Genomic DNA, 18,966 nt, shown 5'->3' on the forward strand with positions numbered 1-18,966 from the left:
TCGCGCCCGTATTTGCGCGGGGAACCTTTTTACAATGCCTGCACGGCGCTCGCTTCACTCTCGCCGACGGGTATGTAGCCACGTGACGTGGAGCCTCGATCCGCCGCATAGTCAATGGATCGAGTCGCCGCCGAACCTCGCATTCACACAAGGACACAACGAATGGGAAAGCTCACTACCCACGTACTCGATACGGCGCACGGTCGTCCCGGCGCGGCCATCAAGGTGGACCTCTACGCGCTCGACGGCGAATCGCGCCGCGCGATCAAGACCGTGCTGACCAATAGCGACGGCCGCTGCGACGCACCGCTGCTCGAAGGCGCCGCGCTCGCCGCCGGCGAATACGAACTCGTATTCCATGCCGGCGACTACTTCGCGTCGCTCGGCGTGAAGGTGCCCGAACCCCGTTTCGTCGACCGCGTCGTGCTGCGCTTCGGCATCGCCGACACCGCGTCGCACTACCACGTGCCGCTGCTCGTGTCGCCGTGGTCGTACAGCACCTATCGCGGCAGCTGACACACGCATCGGCGCCCGCATCAAAGATAACGATCTGAGTCTGGAGGAGTTTCATGGAAGGCTTCATCACCGACTGGCTGAACCTCGCGCTGCGATGGCTGCACGTCATCGTCGCCATTGCGTGGATCGGCGAGTCGTTCTATTTCGTCGCGCTCGACAACAGCCTGAAACCGCCGACCGACGCGAACCAGCGCAAGCGCGGCGTGTTCGGCGAGCTGTGGCATGTCCACGGCGGCGGTTTCTACAACATGCAGAAGTACACGGTCGCCCCACCGGAAATGCCGGATGACCTGCACTGGTCGAAGTGGCCGTCGTACACGACCTGGCTGTCGGGCTTCTCGCTGTTCTTCGTGCTGTACCTGCTCGCACCGAACACCTACCTGATCGACAAGAGCGTGCTCGACATGGGCCCGGTGGTCGCCGTCGCATCCGCGCTCGGCTTCCTCGCGGCCGGCTGGATCGTCTACGACTCGCTGTGCCGCATCCTCGGCACCAACGATCGCGTGCTGGGCATCTGCGTGGGCCTCTACGTCGTCGTCGCCGCGTATCTCGCGTGCCACATCTTCGCGGGCCGTGCGGCGTACCTGATCGTCGGCGCGATGCTCGCGACGATCATGTCGGCGAACGTATTCTTCGTGATCATCCCGGGCCAGCGCAAGATGGTCGACAAGATGCTCAAGGGCGAAGAGCCGAACCCGATCTACGGCAAGCGCGGCAAGCAGCGCTCGGTGCACAACACGTATTTCACGCTGCCGGTCGTGTTCGCGATGCTGTCGAACCACTACGCGATGACGTACACGAACAAGTTCAACTGGGTCGTGCTCGTGCTGATCATGCTGGCCGGCGCGCTGATCCGTCAGTTCTTCGTGATGCGTCACCGCGGCAAGCAGCTGTGGTACCTGCCGATCGGCGGCGTCGCCCTGCTGTCGGGCGCCCTCGTGTGGACGATGCCGAAGCCGGTCGCACCGGAAGCGCAGGCCGCGAACGCACCGAAGATCGCGATCAACGACATCATGCCGATCCTGCAGCAGCGCTGCGTCGAGTGCCACTCGGCCAAGCCGACGCTGATGGGCAGCGCGCCCGCCGGCGTGATGTTCGACACGCCGGACGAAGTGTCGAAGAACGCGCAGCGCATCTACGAACAGGCCGTGCGCCTGAAGGCGATGCCGATCGGCAACGTCACGCACATGACCGACGACGAGCGCGTGAAGCTCGCCGCCTGGTTCGAGGGCGGCGCGGTCAAGTAAGCCGCCGGGCGCCGGCGGTCGATTGCCGGCGCATCCTCTCCGTTCGCGGGCCCGGAAACGGGCCCGTTTTTTTTGCTGTGCGAAACGCGTCGCCCGCTAGCCGCGCATCGCGTCGCGCTGCAGTGCGACGAGCGCATCGAGCGCGCGCGGGCCGTCGTCGAACGGCACGAAGATGTGATCATGATACGCAGCGGCCATCACGTTGCAGCTGATGCCGGCCGCGCCCAATGCCCGCGCGAACGCGGCCGTCAGGCCGACCGCCGCGAGATCCGAATGGACGGTCAGCGTGATCCACGCGGCGCGAAACAGCACGGGCCAGCCGCGACGTGCCGCAGTCTCTTCGTCGACCACGACCGTCATGCCTTCCGCTTCGCGGAACGTCGCGATCGTTTCGGATAACGATATTTCCACATCGGCCGGCAACGCGACGAATGCGAAGGCACCGCGATGCAGCTCGGGCTGCATCGTGCGCAGCAGGACGGCGAGGTCGTTTTCAGGTTGACTCATCGGGAACGGATCCGGAACCGGACTTCGGGCAGTGGCGATGCGGGCACGATAGCACGCGGCACGCATAAAAAAACCCGCGCGGCGCGCGGGTTTCCTTGATGCTTCGAACGGCAACGGCAGCAATCCGGCTCTCAGGCCGTCAGCGCATCCAGCGCGTCCTCGGTGAGCCACAGCGATTCCTGCAGGTCCTGCTCATTCAGGTTCAAGCCTTCACCGCCGCGATCGACGACGATGAAATCGCTGACGCCGCCGAGTGCGATCAGCGGGTGATGCCACACGCCCTTCGCATAGTTGACGCCCTGCCACCCGCTCGTCACGAACGCGCGGATCTTCGACGCATCGAGATCGCCCGCCGGCGCGACGACGACGAGATACGGCTGGTCGTTCAGCGGCACGAACGCCTGGCTGCCGAGCGGATGGCGCTCGAGCATCTTCACCTCGAACGGCAGCGTGCGCGGCTGACCGCGGAACAGGTTGATGAGCGTGCGGCCGTCTTCGTCCGCCACATCGACTTTCGCGAGATCGTGAAAGCGGATCGTCGTGCCGAGGTTGATCGGAATCTGCTTCGCGCCCTCCGTTTCGATCACGTCGCCGAACGGCGCGAACGCTTCCCTGGTCAGCGGTTCGATTGCAAGCATCTTCATTTGTCGAGCGTCCCCCACAGACGCACGCGCGATACGCCACCGTCCGGAATGATGTTCAGGCGGACGTGGGTCACCGGGCCCAGCGACGCGATTTCGTGTTCGAAGTAATGCTGCTTGTCCATCTGCAGCTTCTGTTCGCCGAGCAGCACCGGCCAGAACATCGACTGCGTGATCAGCGAGCTGTCGGTGCCGCCCGACACGTATGCGGCCTGGATCGAGCAGCGGTCCGGGTAGTTGCCCTTGAAGAACGCGGTATCGACTTCGATCTTGCGGATCACGCCCGGCTGCGCGAGCGCGATGATCGCCCAGTCGTTGCCCGGTTCGCGGCGCCGCCGGGTTTCCCAGCCGTCGCCCATGTTCACGCCGCGGCCCGGCAGCAGCAGGTTCGACGCGACGCCGAAGTGCTGGTTGTTCGCGGCCACCACGTAGCCGCCGTTTTCCATCGCCGCGAGGTCGAACTGCTCGGTCGCGCTCGCGCCCGCCCAGTCGAGCTGCGGCTGGCCGTACACGCGCAGGCGCGCGATGCCACCGTCCGGATAGATGTTCACGCGCAGGTGCGTGAACGCGCGGGCATCGGTCGCTTCGACGTAGTGATGACTGTTGCCCTGCAGCGTCGTCGACGGCACGATCTCGACCCACTCGGTCGCATGCGTCGGCGCGCCATCGGCCACGTACGCGGCCTCGATCGACGCGGCCGGCGGGAAGTTGCCGGTGAAGTGGCTCGTGTCGATGTCGAAACCCTTGATCACGCCCGGCCGCGCGAGCTTGACGATGCACCAGTCATAGCCCGTCGTGCGCTTGCGGCGTGTCTCCCAGCCATCCATCCACTTGCCGTGATCGTCGTACTTGCCGGGGATGAATACTGCCGGCTCGGGGTTCAGCATCCGGTCCTTCGGCGCGAAGAAGTCGTCGCTGGCCTCGAGCGCCTGCGCACCGAGACGCGGGTCGGCAAGGTTCACGTAGCGCCGCGTGAAATCGGGTGCGTCGGGATCGAGAAGCGGAACAGCCATGATGTTTCCTTGTTTCAGTGAGGCGGTGAGGCGGTGTCAGGCCGCTGCGACGCAGCCGGCCGTGTTGCGGTGTCAGGCGTCGATCAGGTCGTCGAGGCGAAAGCGCGCGATCCGGTAGATCTGGTCGAGGCTCGCGCGCAGCTCCTCGGCGCGCGAATGATTCACGCGCGACTCGAAGTTCGCGATGATGCCGTGCCGGTCATAGCCGCGCACCGCGAGGATGAACGGGAAACCGAACTTCTCGCGATACGTGCGGTTCAGCGTCAGCAGCTTGTCGAACTCTTCCTGCGTGCACTGGTCGAGACCCGCGCCGCTCTGCTCGCGCGTCGACTCGGCCGTCAGCTCGCCGCGCACGGCGGCCTTGCCGGCCAGCTCCGGGTGAGCATTGATCAGGGCGAGCTGGCGCGCTTCGCCGCCCGTCTCGACCGCATCCGACATCGTCTTGTGCAGCGCGTCGATGCTTGCGAACGGCCGCTCGGCCGCGGCGACCTCGGCCACCCACGGCGAATGTTCGAAGATCCCCGACAGCGCCGCGACGAATGCGCTCGGTGCCATCGTGTTCAGTTGATCCAACGTGTAACGCATCGCCTTCATGCTTTCCCTTCGTTTCGATGATTGGGCTGATACGGATGATGTTCACGCCAATGACGCGCGATATCGACACGGCGCGTCACCCATACGCGATCGTGTTGCTCGATGTGGTCGAGGAAACGCTGCAGCCCGCGAAAACGCCCCGGCCGGCCCAGCAACCGGCAGTGCATGCCGATCGACAGCATCTTCGGCGCTTCGTCGCCCTCGGCGTACAGCACGTCGAATGCGTCACGCAGGTAGTCGAAGAAGTGCTCGCCGGTGTTGAAGCCCTGCGGCGTCGCGAAGCGCATGTCGTTCGTATCGAGCGTGTACGGGACGATCAGCTGCGGCGACGTGCCGCCGCCCGACACGGCGACGTCCATCCAGAACGGCAGGTCGTCGCCATAGTTGTCGGAGTCGTACAGGAAGCCGCCGTATTCCGCGACGAGACGGTGCGTGTTCGGGCTGTCGCGGCCGGTATACCAGCCGAGCGGACGCTCGCCCGTCACGCGCTCGATCGCTTCCATCCCGAGGCGCATGTGCTCGGCCTCGAGCTCGGGCGTCATGCTCTGGTAGTGAATCCAGCGCCAGCCGTGGCACGCGATCTCATGACCGAGCTCGACGAATGCGCGCGCGAGTTCCGGATGGCGCTCGATCGCCATGCCGACGCCGAACACCGTCAGCGGCAGCCCGCGCCTCTCGAATTCGCGCAGGATGCGCCATACGCCGGCACGCGAACCGTATTCGTAGATCGACTCCATGCTCATGTGGCGATCCGGATACGCGGCCGCGCCGACGATTTCGGACAGGAACTGCTCGGAGGCCGGATCGCCGTGCAGCACGCAGTTCTCGCCGCCCTCCTCGTAGTTCAGCACGAATTGCACGGCGACGCGGGCACGCCCGGGCCAGTTCGCCTGCACGGGATGGCGGCCGTAGCCGATCAGGTCGCGAGGATAGTTGGGATCGAGTGACATGGGTTCGAAGTGCGACGAAAGCTTGCCGGAATAATGGGTTCGCATCGACCCGCGCGTGTGCCGGAGGCCGGCCGCGCGGGCCGATGCGATGACGGCCCAGTGTAGCGAAAAGGTGCAGACGCGCCCATACAGCGGCGCAGATAGTGCAGGTCAGACGGTGTGTATGTGCGGGTGCGGCAAATTGGGCATCCGGTCCGGCTCGGCGGTGCCGCTGCGCGCCGTGGCGGCGTCCGGCGCGGTCGCCGATGCGTCCTCCACCGGGCTGAAGCGCGCGAATTCGCCGTCATAGCGCTTCGGCAGCGGCCGCGCATAGTCGCCGCGCTTCGCGGTCGCGAGGCGCAGTGCGACGAGCGCCTCGGCCCACTTGACGGCCGCCGTCACGCCTTCCACGACCGGCGCGCCGATCTGCTGCTCGATCTCGTGCGCGAATTCGGCCATCCCCGCGCAGCCGAGCACGATCGCGTCGGCGCCGTCCTCGTCGAGCGCGCGCCGGCATTCGTCGACGATGATCCGCCGCGCGGCCGACCCTGGCCGGTCGAGCTCGAGCACCGCGACGTCGGTCGCGCGCACGTTGCGGCAGAAGCGCTTCATCCCGTAGCGCTCGGCGAGATGCCATGCCATCCCGCAGGTGCGCGCGAGCGTCGTGACGACCGAGAAGCCCGGCGCGAGCACGCTCGCCGCGTGCATCGCCGCCTCGGCGATGCCGATCACCGGCCCGCGCGCGAGCTCGCGCGCCGCATACAGGCCCGGATCGCCGAAACACGCGATCACGTATGCGTCGCAGCCATCGCGCTCGCCCTGCGCGATCTCGGCGAGGAGCCCGGGCGTCGCGAGCGCCTCGTCGTAATAGCCTTCGATCGACGGCGGTCCCATCGGCGGGCTCACGGCGACGATCTCGGTGTCCGCGGCCGCGACTTCACGCGCGCAGCGGCCCATCGCATCCGTCATCCGCTGCGTCGTATTCGGATTGATCAGCTTGATCTTCATCGCGCGCTCCTCAGGCCTTCGCGCTCACGAGCAGCCGGTAGAACACGAAGCCGAGCCCCGCGCCGATGAACCACGAGAAGTTCGCGGCGGCCTGCCAGCCCGGCACCATCACGCAGACGACCGCGATCACCGCGGCCGGCAGCAGCGCGGCGAGCGCGCGGCGGTTCACGCCGCCCGTGTACCAGTAGGTGCCGCTCTCCGACATCGTGTAGAGGTCGTCGCGCACGAGGCGGCCGCGCTTGACGAGGTAGAAGTCGGCGATCAGCACGCCGTACAGCGGGCCGATGAACGCGCCGAGCACGTCGAGCGTGTAGTGGATCACGGCCGGGTTGTTGAACAGGTTCCACGGCGTGATGAAGATCGATGCGACGGCGGCGAGCATCCCGCCCGCGCGCCAGCTGATCAGCCGCGGCGCGACGTTCGAGAAGTCGAACGCGGGCGACACGAAGTTCGCGACGATGTTGATGCCAATCGTCGCGATCGTGAAGGTCAGCGCGCCGAGGATCACCGCGGTCGGATGATCGATGCGGCCGACCGTCGCGACGGGGTCGGTGATGAGTTCGCCGAACACCGGCAGCGTCGCGGCCGTCGTGATCACCGTGACGAGCGAGAACGCGAGGAAGTTGACCGGCAGCCCCCAGAAGTTGCCGCGCTTCACGTCGCCGAACGAGCGGCAGTAGCGCGAGAAGTCGCCGAAATTCAGCATCGGCCCGGAGAAGTACGACACGACGAGCGACACGGCCGTGATCATCACCGGAATCACTTCCGCGCCGTGATACTTGACGCCGCCGAGGTTCAGGCCGATGTTGCGCCAGCCCGCGCGCCACACCATGTAGCCGGCCAGGATGAACATCACGACGTAGACGGCCGGGCCCGCGAAGTCGATGAACTTCTTGATCGTCTCCATCCCGTTCCAGAACACGAACGCCTGCAGCACCCACAGCAGCATGAAGCCGGCCCAGCCGACCGCGGACAGCCCGAGGAAGCCGTAACGATGGACGTCCGCGTACGGCAGCCATTGCGGGAAAAACTTCAGCACGACGATCACGAGCGCGCTGGACGCGAGATAGGTCTGGATGCCGTACCACGCGATCGCGATCAGGCCGCGGATCACGGCCGGCACGTTCGCGCCGAGCACGCCGAACGTCGCGCGGCACGCGACCGGATACGGCACGCCGATCTGCTGGCTCGGGCGCGCGATCAGGTTGCACAGCCGGTTCACGATCGTGATGCCGACGATCAGCGCGATCAGCACCTGCCAGCTCGTCAGCCCGAGCGCGAACAGGCTGCCCGCGAACACGTAGCCGCCGACGCTGTGCACGTCCGACATCCAGAACGCGAAGATGTTGTACGAACCCCATGTCTGATTCTTTAGGGGTGCCAAATCTTCGTTGTACAAACGTCGACTGTAACCGTCCGGCAATGGGGAACCGCCGCCCTCGCCGCCTTCTTCCGCCGGATACGCGCTGTCGTGCGCCACACTGAACTGAGCCATGACTTCTCCTTGACGCGGCCGCCCGGCCGCTCCACCGTCATCGATATCGCTCCGGATCGTCGTCCGGAGTCGGACTGGCGGCCGGCGGCGCAAACCGCCGGCCTGCATTGCTCTCGTCGTGTGGCGCGCGGGCCGGTTCGCGTCGCCGCTCAGGCGCCGCCGAACACTTCGCGCAAATCGACCTGCCCTTGCGCGGGCCGGTCCAGCATCTTCAGTTCGACATGCTGCAGGTGGTGCGCCATCAGCGTCACCGCCCGCTTCGGATCCCCCGCTTCCAGCGCGCTCAGGATCTCGTCGTGGTCGTCGCACGAGCACGGGCTGCGGCCGTGCGATTCGTACAGCGCCGACATCAGCGTCGAGCGTGCGACGAGCCCGTCGAGGCACTCGCAGAGCGTCGCATTGCCCGTCAGCGCCGCGAGCGCCGTATGGAATTCGCCCGACAGGCGGATCCACGCCGCGAAATCGTGCCGCTCGAACGCCTTGCGCTCCTTGTCGATCAGCGCGGCGACGCCCTTCAGCCGCTTCGCGCCCGGCCCCGTCGCGAGCCGCTCGACGACGGCCAGCTCGATGATCCGGCGCATCTCGAACACCTCGTGCACGTCCTGCAGCGTCGGACTCGCGACGAACGCACCGCGGTTCGGCTCGAGATCGACGAGCTTGTCGGCCGCGAGCAGCGCGAGCGCCTGCCGGATCGTCCCGCGCTTCACGCCGAACACCTCGCAGAGCTGCGCCTCCGTCAGCTTCGCGCCGGGCGCGAGCCGATGCTCGAGGATCGCGGTGCGAATCCGCTCGGCGATCGCTTCGGGGCCGGCTGTGCCGGACGCATGGGAATCGGGCTCGTTCATGATCTGCATCGTGTGATGGTCCTCATCCTAGGATGGACATAAATATTGTCAACAATTCTTTTCTCGAAATGCGCACAATCCGTGTGCACGCCGTCGCGCCAGATTCGTGCACCGCGCACGAAACCTAGGCACACCGGTCGTTTGGCGCATTATTCAATGCGGCTTACGGCGTATACCTTTCCGGCTATTTTGTTGACAAAAATGGTGCACACCGCGAGACAAACCCGATGGGCGGTGATGAAAATTTGTGACCGTTAGTTGCGCTCATACTCAAAGAAAAGGCGGGAAAACCCCCGCCTTTCGATGGTGCCTGTCCGGCTCAGCCGAGATGCGGATAGTCCGACAGCGTAAGCCGGAAACCGTGCGCATTCGCGACGAGCTGCGCGTGCGCGCCGAACGGCAGCGTCAGCAGGTCGGGCACGTGACCGAACTGCAGCCCCGTGACGACCGGGATGCCGATCACCGAGCGCACCTGGTCGATCATCGCCTGCATGTCGTAGCCGTTGTCGTAGTCGAACGGCCGCGCGCCCGTGAACTGCCCGAGCACGAGCGCCTGCTGGCGCGCGAGCAGCCCCGACAGATGCAGCTGGTAGATCATCCGTTCGATCCGGAACGGCTGCTCGTTGACGTCCTCGATGAACAGGATGCCGCCTTCGATGTCGGGCATGTACGGCGTGCCGACGAGCGACGTCAGGATCGCGAGATTGCCGCCCCACAGCGTGCCCGTCACGTTCACGGTCTGCACCTGCGGCGCTTCGGCGATGATCGTCGTGGTCGGCTGCGACAGCGTCTGCCAGAAGTGTTGCATCGTGAAGTCGCTCGGCGTTTCCGCGCCGAAGTCGGCCGACAGCATCGGGCCGCCGAAGGTCTTGATGCGCGCCTTCGCGTACAGCGCGAGCTGGATCGCGGTGAAGTCGCTGTGCCCCACCAGCGCAATCGGCTGGTCGCGCAGGCGGCGCTCGAGCCCGCGATAGTCGAGCCCGTGCAGGATGCGGGCGGCACCGTAGCCGCCGCGCACCGCGAGCCCGATGTCCGGCAGCGCGCGCTCCGGATCCGCCAGGCGATTCAGGTCGCCTGCCCGCTCGCCGTCGGTCCCGCCGAAACGCTGAAAGCGGCGCTGCGTCGCTTCGATGTTCTCGATGCGCTGCTGCGCGCCGCTCAGGCGTTCGAGCGCGCGATTGATCGCGTCGGGATCGTGCGGATAACCGGACGGCGCCAGCAGGCGGATGGTGTAGGACGCGGCGGGCTGGAAGGACATGGCGGAAGGGTTCAGGGTCGTCAAACCTGCTTAGAGGGTCCGAACCGTCTTGGGTTCACGGAACCGGGCAGCCCGCCCCGCTTCGGGAGACGGGCGCGTTCGGGGGCGCTTATGATGCGCCGGCTTCGGCGTCGCGGGTGAGCCGCGCTTCACGCAGCGCGCGGCGGCGTTCCGCGAAGAACGACTTCAGCGCGGCGCCGCACTCGTCGGCGAGCACGCCGCCGGTCACCTCGGTATGGTGGTTGAGCTGCGGATTCGCGAACGCGTCGATCACGCTGCCGCATGCGCCCGTCTTCGGATCGGCGGCGCCGTAGACGACCCGTGCGATGCGGGCGTGCATGATCGCGCCCGCGCACATCAGGCATGGCTCGAGCGTCACGTACAGCTCGCAGCCGGGCATCCGGTAGTTCTGCAGATGCTGCGCGGCCATGCGCAGCGCGGCCATTTCCGCATGGGCCGACGGGTCGTGCCCGCCGATCGGATGGTTGAAGCCGCGCGCGATCACCTCGTCGCCGCACACCAGCACCGCGCCGACCGGCACTTCGCCGGCCGCGCGCGCCTCTTCGGCGGCGGCCTGCGCGAGACGCATGAAATGCAGGTCGCGCGCCGACACGGGTGCGGCTTCGGGAACGGGAGAATCGGTAGAGGCTGCGGATCCGGCTGCCGCGTCGTGCAGCGTGTCGACGCTCACATCGGCCCCGCTTCGGCGGGCATGTCGTCGAGCCCGCGCTCGCAGAGGCGCTCCGCGATGCGCCGGCAATAGTCGCGCGGCATCACCATCGGGCCGCCGCGCAGCGATTCGAGCGCCATGTCGAGCGCGAGGATCTTCGCCTGCAGCCGGCAGCGCGCGGAGCGGTCGCTGACCGCCTGCAGTTCGTCCTGCAGATTGCGCAGCGCGCGCAGTTGCTCGACGGCCGGCGGCACGAAGCCCGCGTTCTTCAGGATACGGTTGGCCACCCGCACCTCCTCGGGTACGAGCAGGTCGTCATCCAGCGCCTGCGGCGCGCCGGTACCCGGCAATTCGTCGAACTCGCCCCGCGCGGCGGCGGCGGCGATTCGTTGTTCGACCAGTGCGTCAAGCAGTCTCATCAGTCATTCGGAACAATGCGGCAGCCGAATTCTAGCAGGGTGACGCGCGTATGACAGGCCATTCGAACGGATGCTCGATATTGTGGTTTTAGGGGCCGAATCGGCGTGCATGCGCACCGATCGGCGCGACTTGCCGCTGTGCTGCGCCGCAGCAGGCTTCGCGTGGATTTGGCGCGAGCCTGGCCTGATTTGTGCATGCGCCGCCGCCCCCGCTTTTTTTATTTTCGACGGCGCGAACCAGCAGTCGTCATCTCGCCGAAATCGCCATTTCGGGGCAGCCGGGTCATGCGACGACCGGCTGCGAGCGCTCCTTGGGAAACGGCCGGAACATCATCGCGACGAGGAACGCGCCGATGCCGACCGCGAACGATCCGAGGTACAGCCAGCCGTAGCTACCCAGCGCATCGACGATCAGGCCGCCGGCGACCGGCCCCGCCGCCATCCCGAGGCTGCCGGCCATCGCGCAGCCGCCGATCACGGTGCCCATCATCCGCAGCGGGAAGTTTTCGCGCGCGAGCACCGCATAGAGCGGCATCACGCCCGCATAGATGAAGCCGAACAGCGTCGCGACCACGTAGAACCCGTCCAGCGTGCGCACGAAGTAATAGCCGAGCGCGCCCAGCGCCTGCACGAGCAGCCCGGCCACCAGCATGCGCTTCGCGCCGAGGCGGTCGCCCAGCAGCCCGAACGCGATGCGTCCGCCCATGCCGGCGAGTCCCTCGACGCTGTAGATCGACACCGCGGCGATCAGCGGGATCCCGCAGGTCACCGCATAGCTGACCGTATGGAAGATCGGGCCGGAGTGCGTCGCGCAGCAGAAGAAGTTGGTCAGCAGCAGCACGACGAACTGCGGCGAGCGCAACGCGCCGCGGACCGACAGCGGCGCGGTCGCGGGCCCGCCTGCCGGCGTCGGCCCGTCGAGTGGCCCGTCGAGCGCGGGCGCACGGCGCACGAGCAGCGACGCCGGAATCATCACGACGGCGGCCAGCGCGGCGATCGCCAGCATCGACGTGCGCCAGTCGTGGCCCGACACGAGCCAGGCCGCGAGCGGCGCCATCGTCATCGGCGCCATGCCCATGCCGGCCGACACCAGCGATACCGCGAGGCTGCGGTGCGTGTCGAACCAGCCGGTCACGCAAGCCATCATCGGCGCGAACACCGCGGCCGTCGCGCTGCCGACGGCCAGCCCGAAAATCAGCTGGAACGCGAGCAGCGACGGTGCACGGCTCGCGAGCGCGAGGCTCGCCGACAGCAGCACGGCGCCCGTCACGACCACCGCGCGCGTGCCGATCCGGTCCGACAGGCTGCCCCAACCGATGCTCGCGAAGGCCATCGCGATGAAGCCGAGCGTCATCGCGGCGGAAATGCCGGTCATCGACCAGCCGGTGTCGCGTGCAATGGCCCGCAGGAACACGGGCAGCGAAAACATCGCGCCGATCGCGATGCAGCCCATCAGGCCGCCCGCGGCGACGATCACCCAGCGATAGCGGGAATCAGGCATCTGGTCTCTCCTTTCTCTCCGTCGTACAGGCATCGATGAGGAACCGGACCGCGGCCGCCCGGCCCGCCCGGTCGATATCAACACGACGAACGGCGTACCGGAAAATCGACACGCACCACGCCGGCCAGCGTGAATGTCCGATCGTCGGTCGAATCGAGCGACCGACAAGGGGCAGATCCCGACGCGCATCGGCCGCGCTGCCGCGCCCGCTTTTCCGAAATCGGAAAGTCGAAATCAGAAATCGTTGGTTTGGACGCGCGAGCGCGCTCACTACACTCGAGCCATCTTGTCATAACAAGTTGACCGATGACCCCACCCAACGTCGTGCCGCTGTCGGCGGCCCCGCTCTACGTGCAGATCAAGGACACGCTGCGCGCACGGATCCTCGACGGCACCCATGCGCCGCACAGCAGGATGCCGTCCGAGCACGAACTGTGCGCGATGTTCGACGTGAGCCGCATCACCGTGCGCCAGGCGCTCGGCGACCTGCAGAAGGAAGGCCTGCTGTTCAAGTTGCACGGCAAGGGCACCTTCGTGTCGAAGCCGAAGGCGTTCCAGAACGTGACGTCGCTGCAGGGCTTCGCCGAGGCGATGTCGTCGATGGGCTACGAGATCGTCAACCAGTTGCGCAGCGTTCGCACCGTGAAGGCCGATCGCCATCTCGCGACGAAGCTGAACGTGCCGGAAGGCGCGCCGCTCGTCGAGATCCACCGCGTGCGGCTGCTCAACCGCGAGCCTGTGTCGCTCGAACAGACGTGGGTGCCCGAGGCGCTCGGCAAGCGGCTCGCGGGCGCGGATCTCGCGACCCGCGACATCTTCCTGATCCTCGAGAACGACTGCGGCGTACCGCTCGGCCACGCCGACGTGTCGATCGACGCGATCCTCGCCGACGATGACATCGTCGATGCGCTGCGCGTCGAGGAAAGCAGCCCCGTGCTGCGGATCGAGCGCCTGACGCACGACGCGTCGGGCACGCCGATCGACTACGAACACCTGTACTTCCGCGGCGACGCCTTCCAGTACCGGTTGCGCATCGATCGGCAGAAGGCGCTCCAACCTGCAAGGAAGCCGCAATGAACACCCATGTACTCGAATACGACATCGTCGTGGTCGGCGGCGGCACGGCCGGCCCGATGGCCGCGATCAAGGCGAAGGAGCGCGACCCGTCGCTGCGCGTGCTGCTGCTGGAGAAGGCCAACGTGAAACGCAGCGGCGCGATCTCGATGGGGATGGACGGCCTGAACAACGCGGTGATCCCCGGCCATGCGACGCCCGAGCAGTACACGCGCGAGATCACGATCGCCAACGACGGGATCGTCGACCAGGAAGCCGTCTACGCGTATGCGACGCACAGCTTCGCGACGATCGAGCAGCTCGACCGATGGGGCGTGAAGTTCGAAAAGGACGGCACCGGCGACTACGCGGTGAAGAAGGTCCACCACATGGGTTCGTACGTGCTGCCGATGCCGGAAGGACACGACATCAAGAAGGTGCTGTACCGGCAGCTCAAGCGCGCGCGCATCGCGATCACGAACCGGATCGTCGCGACGCGCGTGCTGACGGATGCGCAGGGCCGCGCAAGCGGCGTGCTCGGCTTCGATTGCCGCACCGCCGATTTTCACGTGATCCGCGCGAAGGCCGTGATCCTGTGCTGCGGCGCGGCCGGCCGTCTCGGGCTGCCCGCGTCCGGCTACCTGATGGGCACGTACGAGAACCCGACCAACGCGGGTGACGGCTACGCGATGGCGTATCACGCGGGCGCGGCGCTCGCGAACCTCGAGTGCTTCCAGATCAACCCGCTGATCAAGGACTACAACGGCCCGGCCTGCGCGTACGTGACGGGCCCGCTCGGCGGCTTCACCGCGAACGGCAAGGGCGAGCGCTTCATCGAATGCGACTACTGGAGCGGCCAGATGATGTGGGAGTTCTACCAGGAACTGCAAAGCGGCAACGGTCCGGTGTTCCTGAAGCTCGACCACCTCGCCGAGGAAACGATCCAGACCATCGAGCAGATCCTGCACACGAACGAGCGGCCGAGCCGCGGGCGCTTCCATGCGGGACGCGGCACCGACTACCGGCGCCAGATGGTCGAGATGCACATCTCCGAGATCGGTTTCTGCAGCGGCCACAGCGCGTCCGGCGTGTACGTGAACGCGCGCGCGGAAACGACCGTGCCGGGGCTCTACGCGGCCGGTGACATGGCGGCCGTCCCGCACAACTACATGCTCGGCGCGTTTACCTATGGCTGGTTCGCCGGGCAGAACGCCGCCGACTACGTGGCCGGCCGCGCTCACGCGCCGGTGGACGACGAACAGGTCGCCGCCGAACGCACCCGCGTGCTCGCGCCGCTCACCCGCGAGCGCGGCCTCGCGCCAGCGCAGGTCGAATACAAGCTGCGCCGCATGGTGAACGACTATCTTCAACCACCGAAGGTGACGCGCAAGATGGAAATCGGCTTGCAACGTTTTGGCGGAATTACTGAGGACATCGAAGAAATCAAGGCGAATCACCCGCATGAACTGATGCGCGCGGCCGAAGTGCGCGCGATCCGCGACTGCGCCGAGATGGCCGCGCGGGCGTCGCTGTTTCGCACCGAGAGCCGCTGGGGACTGTATCACCATCGCGTCGACTTCCCGCATCGCAACGATGCCGAATGGTTCTGCCACACCTGGCTGCGCAAAGGCGTCGACGGCACGATGCGCAGCGAGAAGCGGCCGGTCGAACCCTACGTCGTGCCGCTCGCCGACGACGAACGCGGCGCCTACGCGCAGTTGCGCATCCGCGAACCGGCCGCACGCGCGGCCGCCCTTTGAGGAACCTTGCCATGCCCCATACCCCGCACGACATCTTCCTGCGCAGCAGCGCGCCCGTGACGATCGACGAGGACCGCTGCATCGCCGACAAGGGCTGCACCGTCTGCGTCGACGTGTGCCCGCTCGACCTGCTCGCGATCGACGTGAGCAAGGGCAAGGCGTACATGCAGTTCGACGAATGCTGGTACTGCATGCCATGCGAACGCGATTGCCCGACCGGCGCGGTGAAGGTGGACATTCCGTATCTGCTGCGCTGATGCCGCGCGCCGCCGGCGCGGCGCTTTCCCACTACCGTGCTCACGACACATGAAACCTGCGCTGCGCGTGCGTCAACATCACGCGCCGCTGCCTGGCGCTGCTTGGCTCCACGCGCCTGACTGCTCCGAGTTTTCGACCATGACCGCTTCTTCCCCTCCTTTCCCGCCGCCCGGCGCACACGATTCCGACCATGCCGCGCTCGTCTCGCGCGTTGCCGCAGCCGATGCATCGGTGCGCCGCATTGCGCTGCTCGAACTCGCCGATCTCGAGGATCCCGAGTTCGTGCCGACCTTCGTCGCGGCGCTGCGCGACGATCCGTCCGCGGACGTACGCGGTGAAGCCGCGCGTGTGCTTGCCGCGTGGGAACAACCCGATGTCGTCGACGCGCTGTGCCGTGCGCTGCTCGACCCCGACGACGGCGTGCGCTCGATCGCCGCGCAAGGCCTGTCCGAACTGAAGGACGTCGCGTCGGGCGCCGTGCTGTGCCGCTGGGCCGAACACGCCGAACCGTTCGTGCTCGTCGCCGTGCTGCGCGGCTTGCGCGAACTGCGCGATCCCGCTGCATTCGTGCCGGCGCTGCGCGCGCTCGACGCGCCGGTGTCGGCCGTGCGCGCCGAGGCCGGCGCCGTACTCGGCTGGCTCAAGGACACCCGCGCGCTGCCGTCGCTCGCGCGCATCGCTACGACCGACACGCATGCGGACGTGCGGCGCATCGCGATCGGTGCGGTCGGATTCGCGGCGCCCGACGACGCGGCCGTCGTCACCGCGTTGCTGGCGGCGCTGCGCGACGCCGAATGGCAGGTACGCGAGGAAGCCGCCGCGACGCTCGGCAAGCTGCGCGTCGCGGCCGCACGCGCACCGCTCGTCGCCGCGCTCGACGACGATTACTGGCAGGTGCGCTTGCGTGCGGTGCGCGCACTCGGGCAATTGCGCGACGCGGCTGCGGCGCCGGCCGTCGTCGGACTGCTGTCGCATGCGATCAGCAACCTGCGCAAGGAGGCGGCACTCGCGCTTGGCGAACTGCGCGATCCGGCGACGCTGCTCGCGCTGCGCGGCGCCCTGGAGGATCGCGATCCCGAGGTGCGCAAGGCCGTGCGGATCGCGATCGCGCAGGTCGGAGATGACGCACGATGATGATGCCGACCGAGATCCGCGTCGATCATGCGGCGCGTGCATTGGTGCTGCGCTGGCCGGACGGCGACATGCAACGCATCGGCTATGTGCGGTTGCGCAGCGATTGCCCGTGCGCCGCATGCCGGAAGATCCGTCTCGGTGGCGGCCGGGTTGATGCGCAACCCGGCCTGACGCTGGACGGCGTGGAAGCGGCCGGCTACGGCATCCGCCTGCTGTTCGGCGACGGTCATGCGCGCGGCATCTATCCGTGGCCGTATCTGGCGGAACTCGGCAGAGACCGGGCGGATGCGACCGCGTGCTTGTCGACGCAGCCGTGAGATGCCAGCACGGCTCGCACGGCACAAAAAAACGCCCGGCAAGTTCCCCTGCCGGGCGTTCGCATCATCCGATGCCGTGATTGGCTACCGAGGCACGCCTCGGCGCCGCATCACTCCCACTCGATCGTCGCCGGCGGCTTGCCCGAGATGTCGTACACCACCCGGTTGATCCCGCGCACCTCGTTGATGATCCGGTTCGACGCACGGCCGAGCAGCGCGTACGGCAGGTGCGCCCAGTGCGCGGTCATGAAATCGGTGGTCTGCACCGCGCGCAGCGACGTCACGTAGTCATACGTGCGGCCATCGCCCATCACGCCGACCGACTTCACCGGCAGGAACACCGCGAACGCCTGGCTCGTCAGGTCGTACCAGGTCTTGCCGACGTCGGCCTCGCCGCACAGGCCGGCTGCCGCGTCCTGCGCCGTCGCGGTCGTGCCGCGCAGTTCCTCGATGAAAATCGCATCCGCGCGACGCAGCAAGTCCGCGTATTCGCGCTTCACTTCGCCGAGAATCCGCACGCCGAGGCCCGGGCCCGGGAACGGATGGCGGTACACCATCTCCGGCGGCAAGCCGAGCGCGACGCCCAGCTCGCGCACTTCGTCCTTGAACAGGTCGCGCAGCGGTTCGAGCAGCTTCAGGCCGAGCGTTTCCGGCAGACCGCCGACGTTGTGGTGGCTCTTGATCGTCGTCGCCTTCTTCGTCTTCGTGCCGCCCGACTCGACCACGTCCGGATAGATCGTGCCCTGTGCGAGCCACTTGGCCTTCGACAGCTTCTGCGCTTCGGCCTGGAACACCTCGACGAATTCGCGGCCGATGATCTTGCGCTTCGCTTCCGGATCGGTCACGCCGGTCAGGTGGCCGAGGAACTGCTCGGATGCGTCGACGTGCACGACCTTCGCATGCAGGCGGCCCTCGAACATGTCGAGCACCATCTTGCCCTCGTTCAGGCGCAGCAGGCCGTGGTCGACGAACACGCAGGTCAGCTGGTCACCGATCGCGCGGTGAATCAGCGCGGCCGCGACGCTCGAATCGACGCCGCCCGACAGGCCGAGAATCACTTCCTCGTCACCAACCTGCTCGCGAATCTTCGCGACGGCTTCCTCGATGTGGTTGCTCATGATCCAGTCGGGCTTCGCGCCGGCGATCTGCAGCACGAAGCGTTCGATGATCTGGCGGCCCTTCACCGTGTGCGTGACTTCCGGGTGGAACTGCACCGCGTAGTAGCCGCGCGCCTCGTCGGCCATGCCGGCGATCGGGCAGCTCGGCGTCGACGCCATCAGCGCGAAGCCCGGGGGCAGCTCGGCCACCTTGTCGCCGTGGCTCATCCAGACCTTCAGCATGCCGTGGCCTTCGGCCGTCGTGAAATCCTCGATGCCGTCGAGCAGGCGCGTATGGCCGTGCGCGCGCATTTCCGCATAGCCGAACTCGCGGTGGTCGCTCCACTCGACCTTGCCGCCGAGCTGCACGGCCATCGTCTGCATGCCGTAGCAGATGCCGAGCACCGGCACGCCGAGATCCCAAACGGCCTGCGGCGCGCGCAGCTGGTGGTCTTCGTACGTGCTCGCGTGGCTGCCCGACAGGATCACCGCCTTCGGCGCGAACTCGCGGACGAACTCGTCGGACACGTCGTTCGGGTGGATTTCGCAGTAGACGTGCGCTTCGCGCACGCGGCGCGCGATCAGTTGGGTGACTTGCGAACCGAAGTCGAGAATCAGGATTTTGTCGTGCATGGCTGCGGACGGGATGAAGAGAATAAGAAAAGCAGCGCATGAAGCGCTGCGTCAATAACATGGACAACGGC

The 18,966-nt window shown here is 67.0% G+C and carries 20 protein-coding genes; 7 read left to right on the top strand and 13 right to left on the bottom strand.

All coding sequences use genetic code 11. The features are described from left to right. Positions 1-162: 162 nt before the first annotated feature. Positions 163-516: a hydroxyisourate hydrolase gene (gene uraH / locus ACP26O_RS10035; RefSeq protein WP_012364099.1), complete on the top strand. Its 354-nt coding sequence runs from the start codon at positions 163-165 to the stop codon at positions 514-516. A 53-nt stretch (positions 517-569) separates the two neighbouring features. Beyond that, positions 570-1,763 (top strand): urate hydroxylase PuuD, encoded by a 1,194-nt coding sequence (locus ACP26O_RS10040; RefSeq protein ID WP_175655562.1) that lies wholly within the window; start codon positions 570-572, stop codon positions 1,761-1,763. A 96-nt stretch (positions 1,764-1,859) separates the two neighbouring features. On the opposite strand, the gene ACP26O_RS10045 is transcribed toward ACP26O_RS10040, so the two are convergent. The 12 genes from ACP26O_RS10045 to ACP26O_RS10100 all read right to left on the bottom strand — a co-directional run bounded on the left by ACP26O_RS10045 (position 1,860) and on the right by ACP26O_RS10100 (position 12,643). Further along, positions 1,860-2,270: an ACT domain-containing protein gene (locus ACP26O_RS10045; RefSeq protein ID WP_175664878.1), complete on the bottom strand. Its 411-nt coding sequence runs from the start codon at positions 2,268-2,270 to the stop codon at positions 1,860-1,862. Positions 2,271-2,401: 131 nt separating this feature from the next. Next, on the bottom strand, positions 2,402-2,914 hold the full coding sequence (locus ACP26O_RS10050) for an ureidoglycolate lyase (protein WP_175664879.1): 513 nt from the start codon (positions 2,912-2,914) through the stop codon (positions 2,402-2,404). Beyond that, positions 2,911-3,924, bottom strand: a complete 1,014-nt coding sequence (gene alc / locus ACP26O_RS10055) for an allantoicase (RefSeq protein WP_175664880.1) — start codon at positions 3,922-3,924, stop codon at positions 2,911-2,913. The genes ACP26O_RS10050 and alc overlap by 4 nt, the downstream gene beginning before the upstream one ends. A gap of 72 nt (positions 3,925-3,996) precedes the next feature. Continuing rightward, positions 3,997-4,518: a 2-oxo-4-hydroxy-4-carboxy-5-ureidoimidazoline decarboxylase gene (gene uraD / locus ACP26O_RS10060; RefSeq protein WP_011657193.1), complete on the bottom strand. Its 522-nt coding sequence runs from the start codon at positions 4,516-4,518 to the stop codon at positions 3,997-3,999. Then, positions 4,515-5,468, bottom strand: a complete 954-nt coding sequence (gene puuE / locus ACP26O_RS10065; protein WP_175664881.1) for an allantoinase PuuE — start codon at positions 5,466-5,468, stop codon at positions 4,515-4,517. The genes uraD and puuE overlap by 4 nt, the downstream gene beginning before the upstream one ends. A gap of 150 nt (positions 5,469-5,618) precedes the next feature. Next, complete coding sequence (locus tag ACP26O_RS10070) at positions 5,619-6,455, bottom strand: aspartate/glutamate racemase family protein (protein WP_175664882.1); 837 nt, start codon at positions 6,453-6,455, stop codon at positions 5,619-5,621. Between the two features lie 10 nt (positions 6,456-6,465). Beyond that, positions 6,466-7,950, bottom strand: coding sequence for an NCS1 family nucleobase:cation symporter-1 (locus ACP26O_RS10075; protein WP_175664883.1), 1,485 nt, complete (start codon positions 7,948-7,950; stop codon positions 6,466-6,468). 149 nt (positions 7,951-8,099) lie between these two features. Next, the gene (locus ACP26O_RS10080; protein WP_175664884.1) at positions 8,100-8,804 is read right to left on the bottom strand and encodes a GntR family transcriptional regulator; all 705 of its coding nucleotides are present in this window, start codon (positions 8,802-8,804) and stop codon (positions 8,100-8,102) included. Positions 8,805-9,114: 310 nt separating this feature from the next. Beyond that, the gene (ldcA, locus tag ACP26O_RS10085) at positions 9,115-10,053 is read right to left on the bottom strand and encodes a muramoyltetrapeptide carboxypeptidase (protein ID WP_175664885.1); all 939 of its coding nucleotides are present in this window, start codon (positions 10,051-10,053) and stop codon (positions 9,115-9,117) included. Between the two features lie 109 nt (positions 10,054-10,162). After that, positions 10,163-10,744 (bottom strand): tRNA adenosine(34) deaminase TadA, encoded by a 582-nt coding sequence (gene tadA / locus ACP26O_RS10090; RefSeq protein WP_175664886.1) that lies wholly within the window; start codon positions 10,742-10,744, stop codon positions 10,163-10,165. Continuing rightward, a complete protein-coding gene (locus tag ACP26O_RS10095) occupies positions 10,741-11,142 on the bottom strand; it encodes a DnaJ family domain-containing protein (protein WP_175664887.1) in 402 nt (133 codons plus the stop codon). Before ACP26O_RS10095 ends, tadA begins: the two co-directional genes overlap by 4 nt. Before the next feature lie 283 nt (positions 11,143-11,425). Beyond that, on the bottom strand, positions 11,426-12,643 hold the full coding sequence (locus ACP26O_RS10100) for an MFS transporter (RefSeq protein WP_175664888.1): 1,218 nt from the start codon (positions 12,641-12,643) through the stop codon (positions 11,426-11,428). Positions 12,644-12,949: 306 nt separating this feature from the next. Between ACP26O_RS10100 and ACP26O_RS10105 the strand changes: the two genes are divergently transcribed. The 5 genes from ACP26O_RS10105 to ACP26O_RS10125 all read left to right on the top strand — a co-directional run bounded on the left by ACP26O_RS10105 (position 12,950) and on the right by ACP26O_RS10125 (position 17,165). Beyond that, the gene (locus ACP26O_RS10105) at positions 12,950-13,720 is read left to right on the top strand and encodes a GntR family transcriptional regulator (RefSeq protein WP_175664889.1); all 771 of its coding nucleotides are present in this window, start codon (positions 12,950-12,952) and stop codon (positions 13,718-13,720) included. Then, on the top strand, positions 13,717-15,456 hold the full coding sequence (locus ACP26O_RS10110) for a fumarate reductase/succinate dehydrogenase flavoprotein subunit (RefSeq protein WP_175664890.1): 1,740 nt from the start codon (positions 13,717-13,719) through the stop codon (positions 15,454-15,456). The genes ACP26O_RS10105 and ACP26O_RS10110 overlap by 4 nt, the downstream gene beginning before the upstream one ends. 11 nt (positions 15,457-15,467) lie before the next feature. Continuing rightward, entirely contained in the window at positions 15,468-15,713 is a 246-nt protein-coding gene (locus ACP26O_RS10115; protein ID WP_175664891.1) for a 4Fe-4S dicluster domain-containing protein, read from the top strand. A 139-nt stretch (positions 15,714-15,852) separates the two neighbouring features. After that, entirely contained in the window at positions 15,853-16,848 is a 996-nt protein-coding gene (locus ACP26O_RS10120; RefSeq protein WP_175664892.1) for a HEAT repeat domain-containing protein, read from the top strand. After that, on the top strand, positions 16,845-17,165 hold the full coding sequence (locus ACP26O_RS10125; RefSeq protein ID WP_175664893.1) for a gamma-butyrobetaine hydroxylase-like domain-containing protein: 321 nt from the start codon (positions 16,845-16,847) through the stop codon (positions 17,163-17,165). Before ACP26O_RS10120 ends, ACP26O_RS10125 begins: the two co-directional genes overlap by 4 nt. Before the next feature lie 110 nt (positions 17,166-17,275). On the opposite strand, the gene guaA is transcribed toward ACP26O_RS10125, so the two are convergent. Then, positions 17,276-18,895 (bottom strand): glutamine-hydrolyzing GMP synthase, encoded by a 1,620-nt coding sequence (gene guaA, locus ACP26O_RS10130; protein WP_011657263.1) that lies wholly within the window; start codon positions 18,893-18,895, stop codon positions 17,276-17,278. Positions 18,896-18,966 lie beyond the last annotated feature (71 nt).

It is taken from the genome of Burkholderia sp. R-40 (genome assembly GCF_049942845.1).
GTDB lineage: Bacteria > Pseudomonadota > Gammaproteobacteria > Burkholderiales > Burkholderiaceae > Burkholderia > Burkholderia ambifaria.

Excerpts from the sequence above, each read along its gene's own strand:
- ACP26O_RS10115 (WP_175664891.1), top strand. The coding sequence starts at position 15,468 with ATGCCCCATACCCCGCACGACATCTTCCTGCGCAGCAGCGCGCCCGTG.
- uraD (WP_011657193.1), bottom strand. The coding sequence starts at position 4,518 with ATGAAGGCGATGCGTTACACGTTGGATCAACTGAACACGATGGCACCG.
- ACP26O_RS10105 (WP_175664889.1), top strand. The coding sequence starts at position 12,950 with ATGACCCCACCCAACGTCGTGCCGCTGTCGGCGGCCCCGCTCTACGTG.
- ldcA (WP_175664885.1), bottom strand. The coding sequence starts at position 10,053 with ATGTCCTTCCAGCCCGCCGCGTCCTACACCATCCGCCTGCTGGCGCCG.
- ACP26O_RS10100 (WP_175664888.1), bottom strand. The coding sequence starts at position 12,643 with ATGCCTGATTCCCGCTATCGCTGGGTGATCGTCGCCGCGGGCGGCCTG.
- ACP26O_RS10075 (WP_175664883.1), bottom strand. The coding sequence starts at position 7,950 with ATGGCTCAGTTCAGTGTGGCGCACGACAGCGCGTATCCGGCGGAAGAA.
- ACP26O_RS10050 (WP_175664879.1), bottom strand. The coding sequence starts at position 2,914 with ATGAAGATGCTTGCAATCGAACCGCTGACCAGGGAAGCGTTCGCGCCG.
- puuE (WP_175664881.1), bottom strand. The coding sequence starts at position 5,468 with ATGTCACTCGATCCCAACTATCCTCGCGACCTGATCGGCTACGGCCGC.
- ACP26O_RS10125 (WP_175664893.1), top strand. The coding sequence starts at position 16,845 with ATGATGATGCCGACCGAGATCCGCGTCGATCATGCGGCGCGTGCATTG.
- ACP26O_RS10080 (WP_175664884.1), bottom strand. The coding sequence starts at position 8,804 with ATGCAGATCATGAACGAGCCCGATTCCCATGCGTCCGGCACAGCCGGC.
- ACP26O_RS10120 (WP_175664892.1), top strand. The coding sequence starts at position 15,853 with ATGACCGCTTCTTCCCCTCCTTTCCCGCCGCCCGGCGCACACGATTCC.
- ACP26O_RS10095 (WP_175664887.1), bottom strand. The coding sequence starts at position 11,142 with ATGAGACTGCTTGACGCACTGGTCGAACAACGAATCGCCGCCGCCGCC.
- alc (WP_175664880.1), bottom strand. The coding sequence starts at position 3,924 with ATGGCTGTTCCGCTTCTCGATCCCGACGCACCCGATTTCACGCGGCGC.
- uraH (WP_012364099.1), top strand. The coding sequence starts at position 163 with ATGGGAAAGCTCACTACCCACGTACTCGATACGGCGCACGGTCGTCCC.
- ACP26O_RS10070 (WP_175664882.1), bottom strand. The coding sequence starts at position 6,455 with ATGAAGATCAAGCTGATCAATCCGAATACGACGCAGCGGATGACGGAT.
- ACP26O_RS10045 (WP_175664878.1), bottom strand. The coding sequence starts at position 2,270 with ATGAGTCAACCTGAAAACGACCTCGCCGTCCTGCTGCGCACGATGCAG.
- guaA (WP_011657263.1), bottom strand. The coding sequence starts at position 18,895 with ATGCACGACAAAATCCTGATTCTCGACTTCGGTTCGCAAGTCACCCAA.
- ACP26O_RS10110 (WP_175664890.1), top strand. The coding sequence starts at position 13,717 with ATGAACACCCATGTACTCGAATACGACATCGTCGTGGTCGGCGGCGGC.
- ACP26O_RS10040 (WP_175655562.1), top strand. The coding sequence starts at position 570 with ATGGAAGGCTTCATCACCGACTGGCTGAACCTCGCGCTGCGATGGCTG.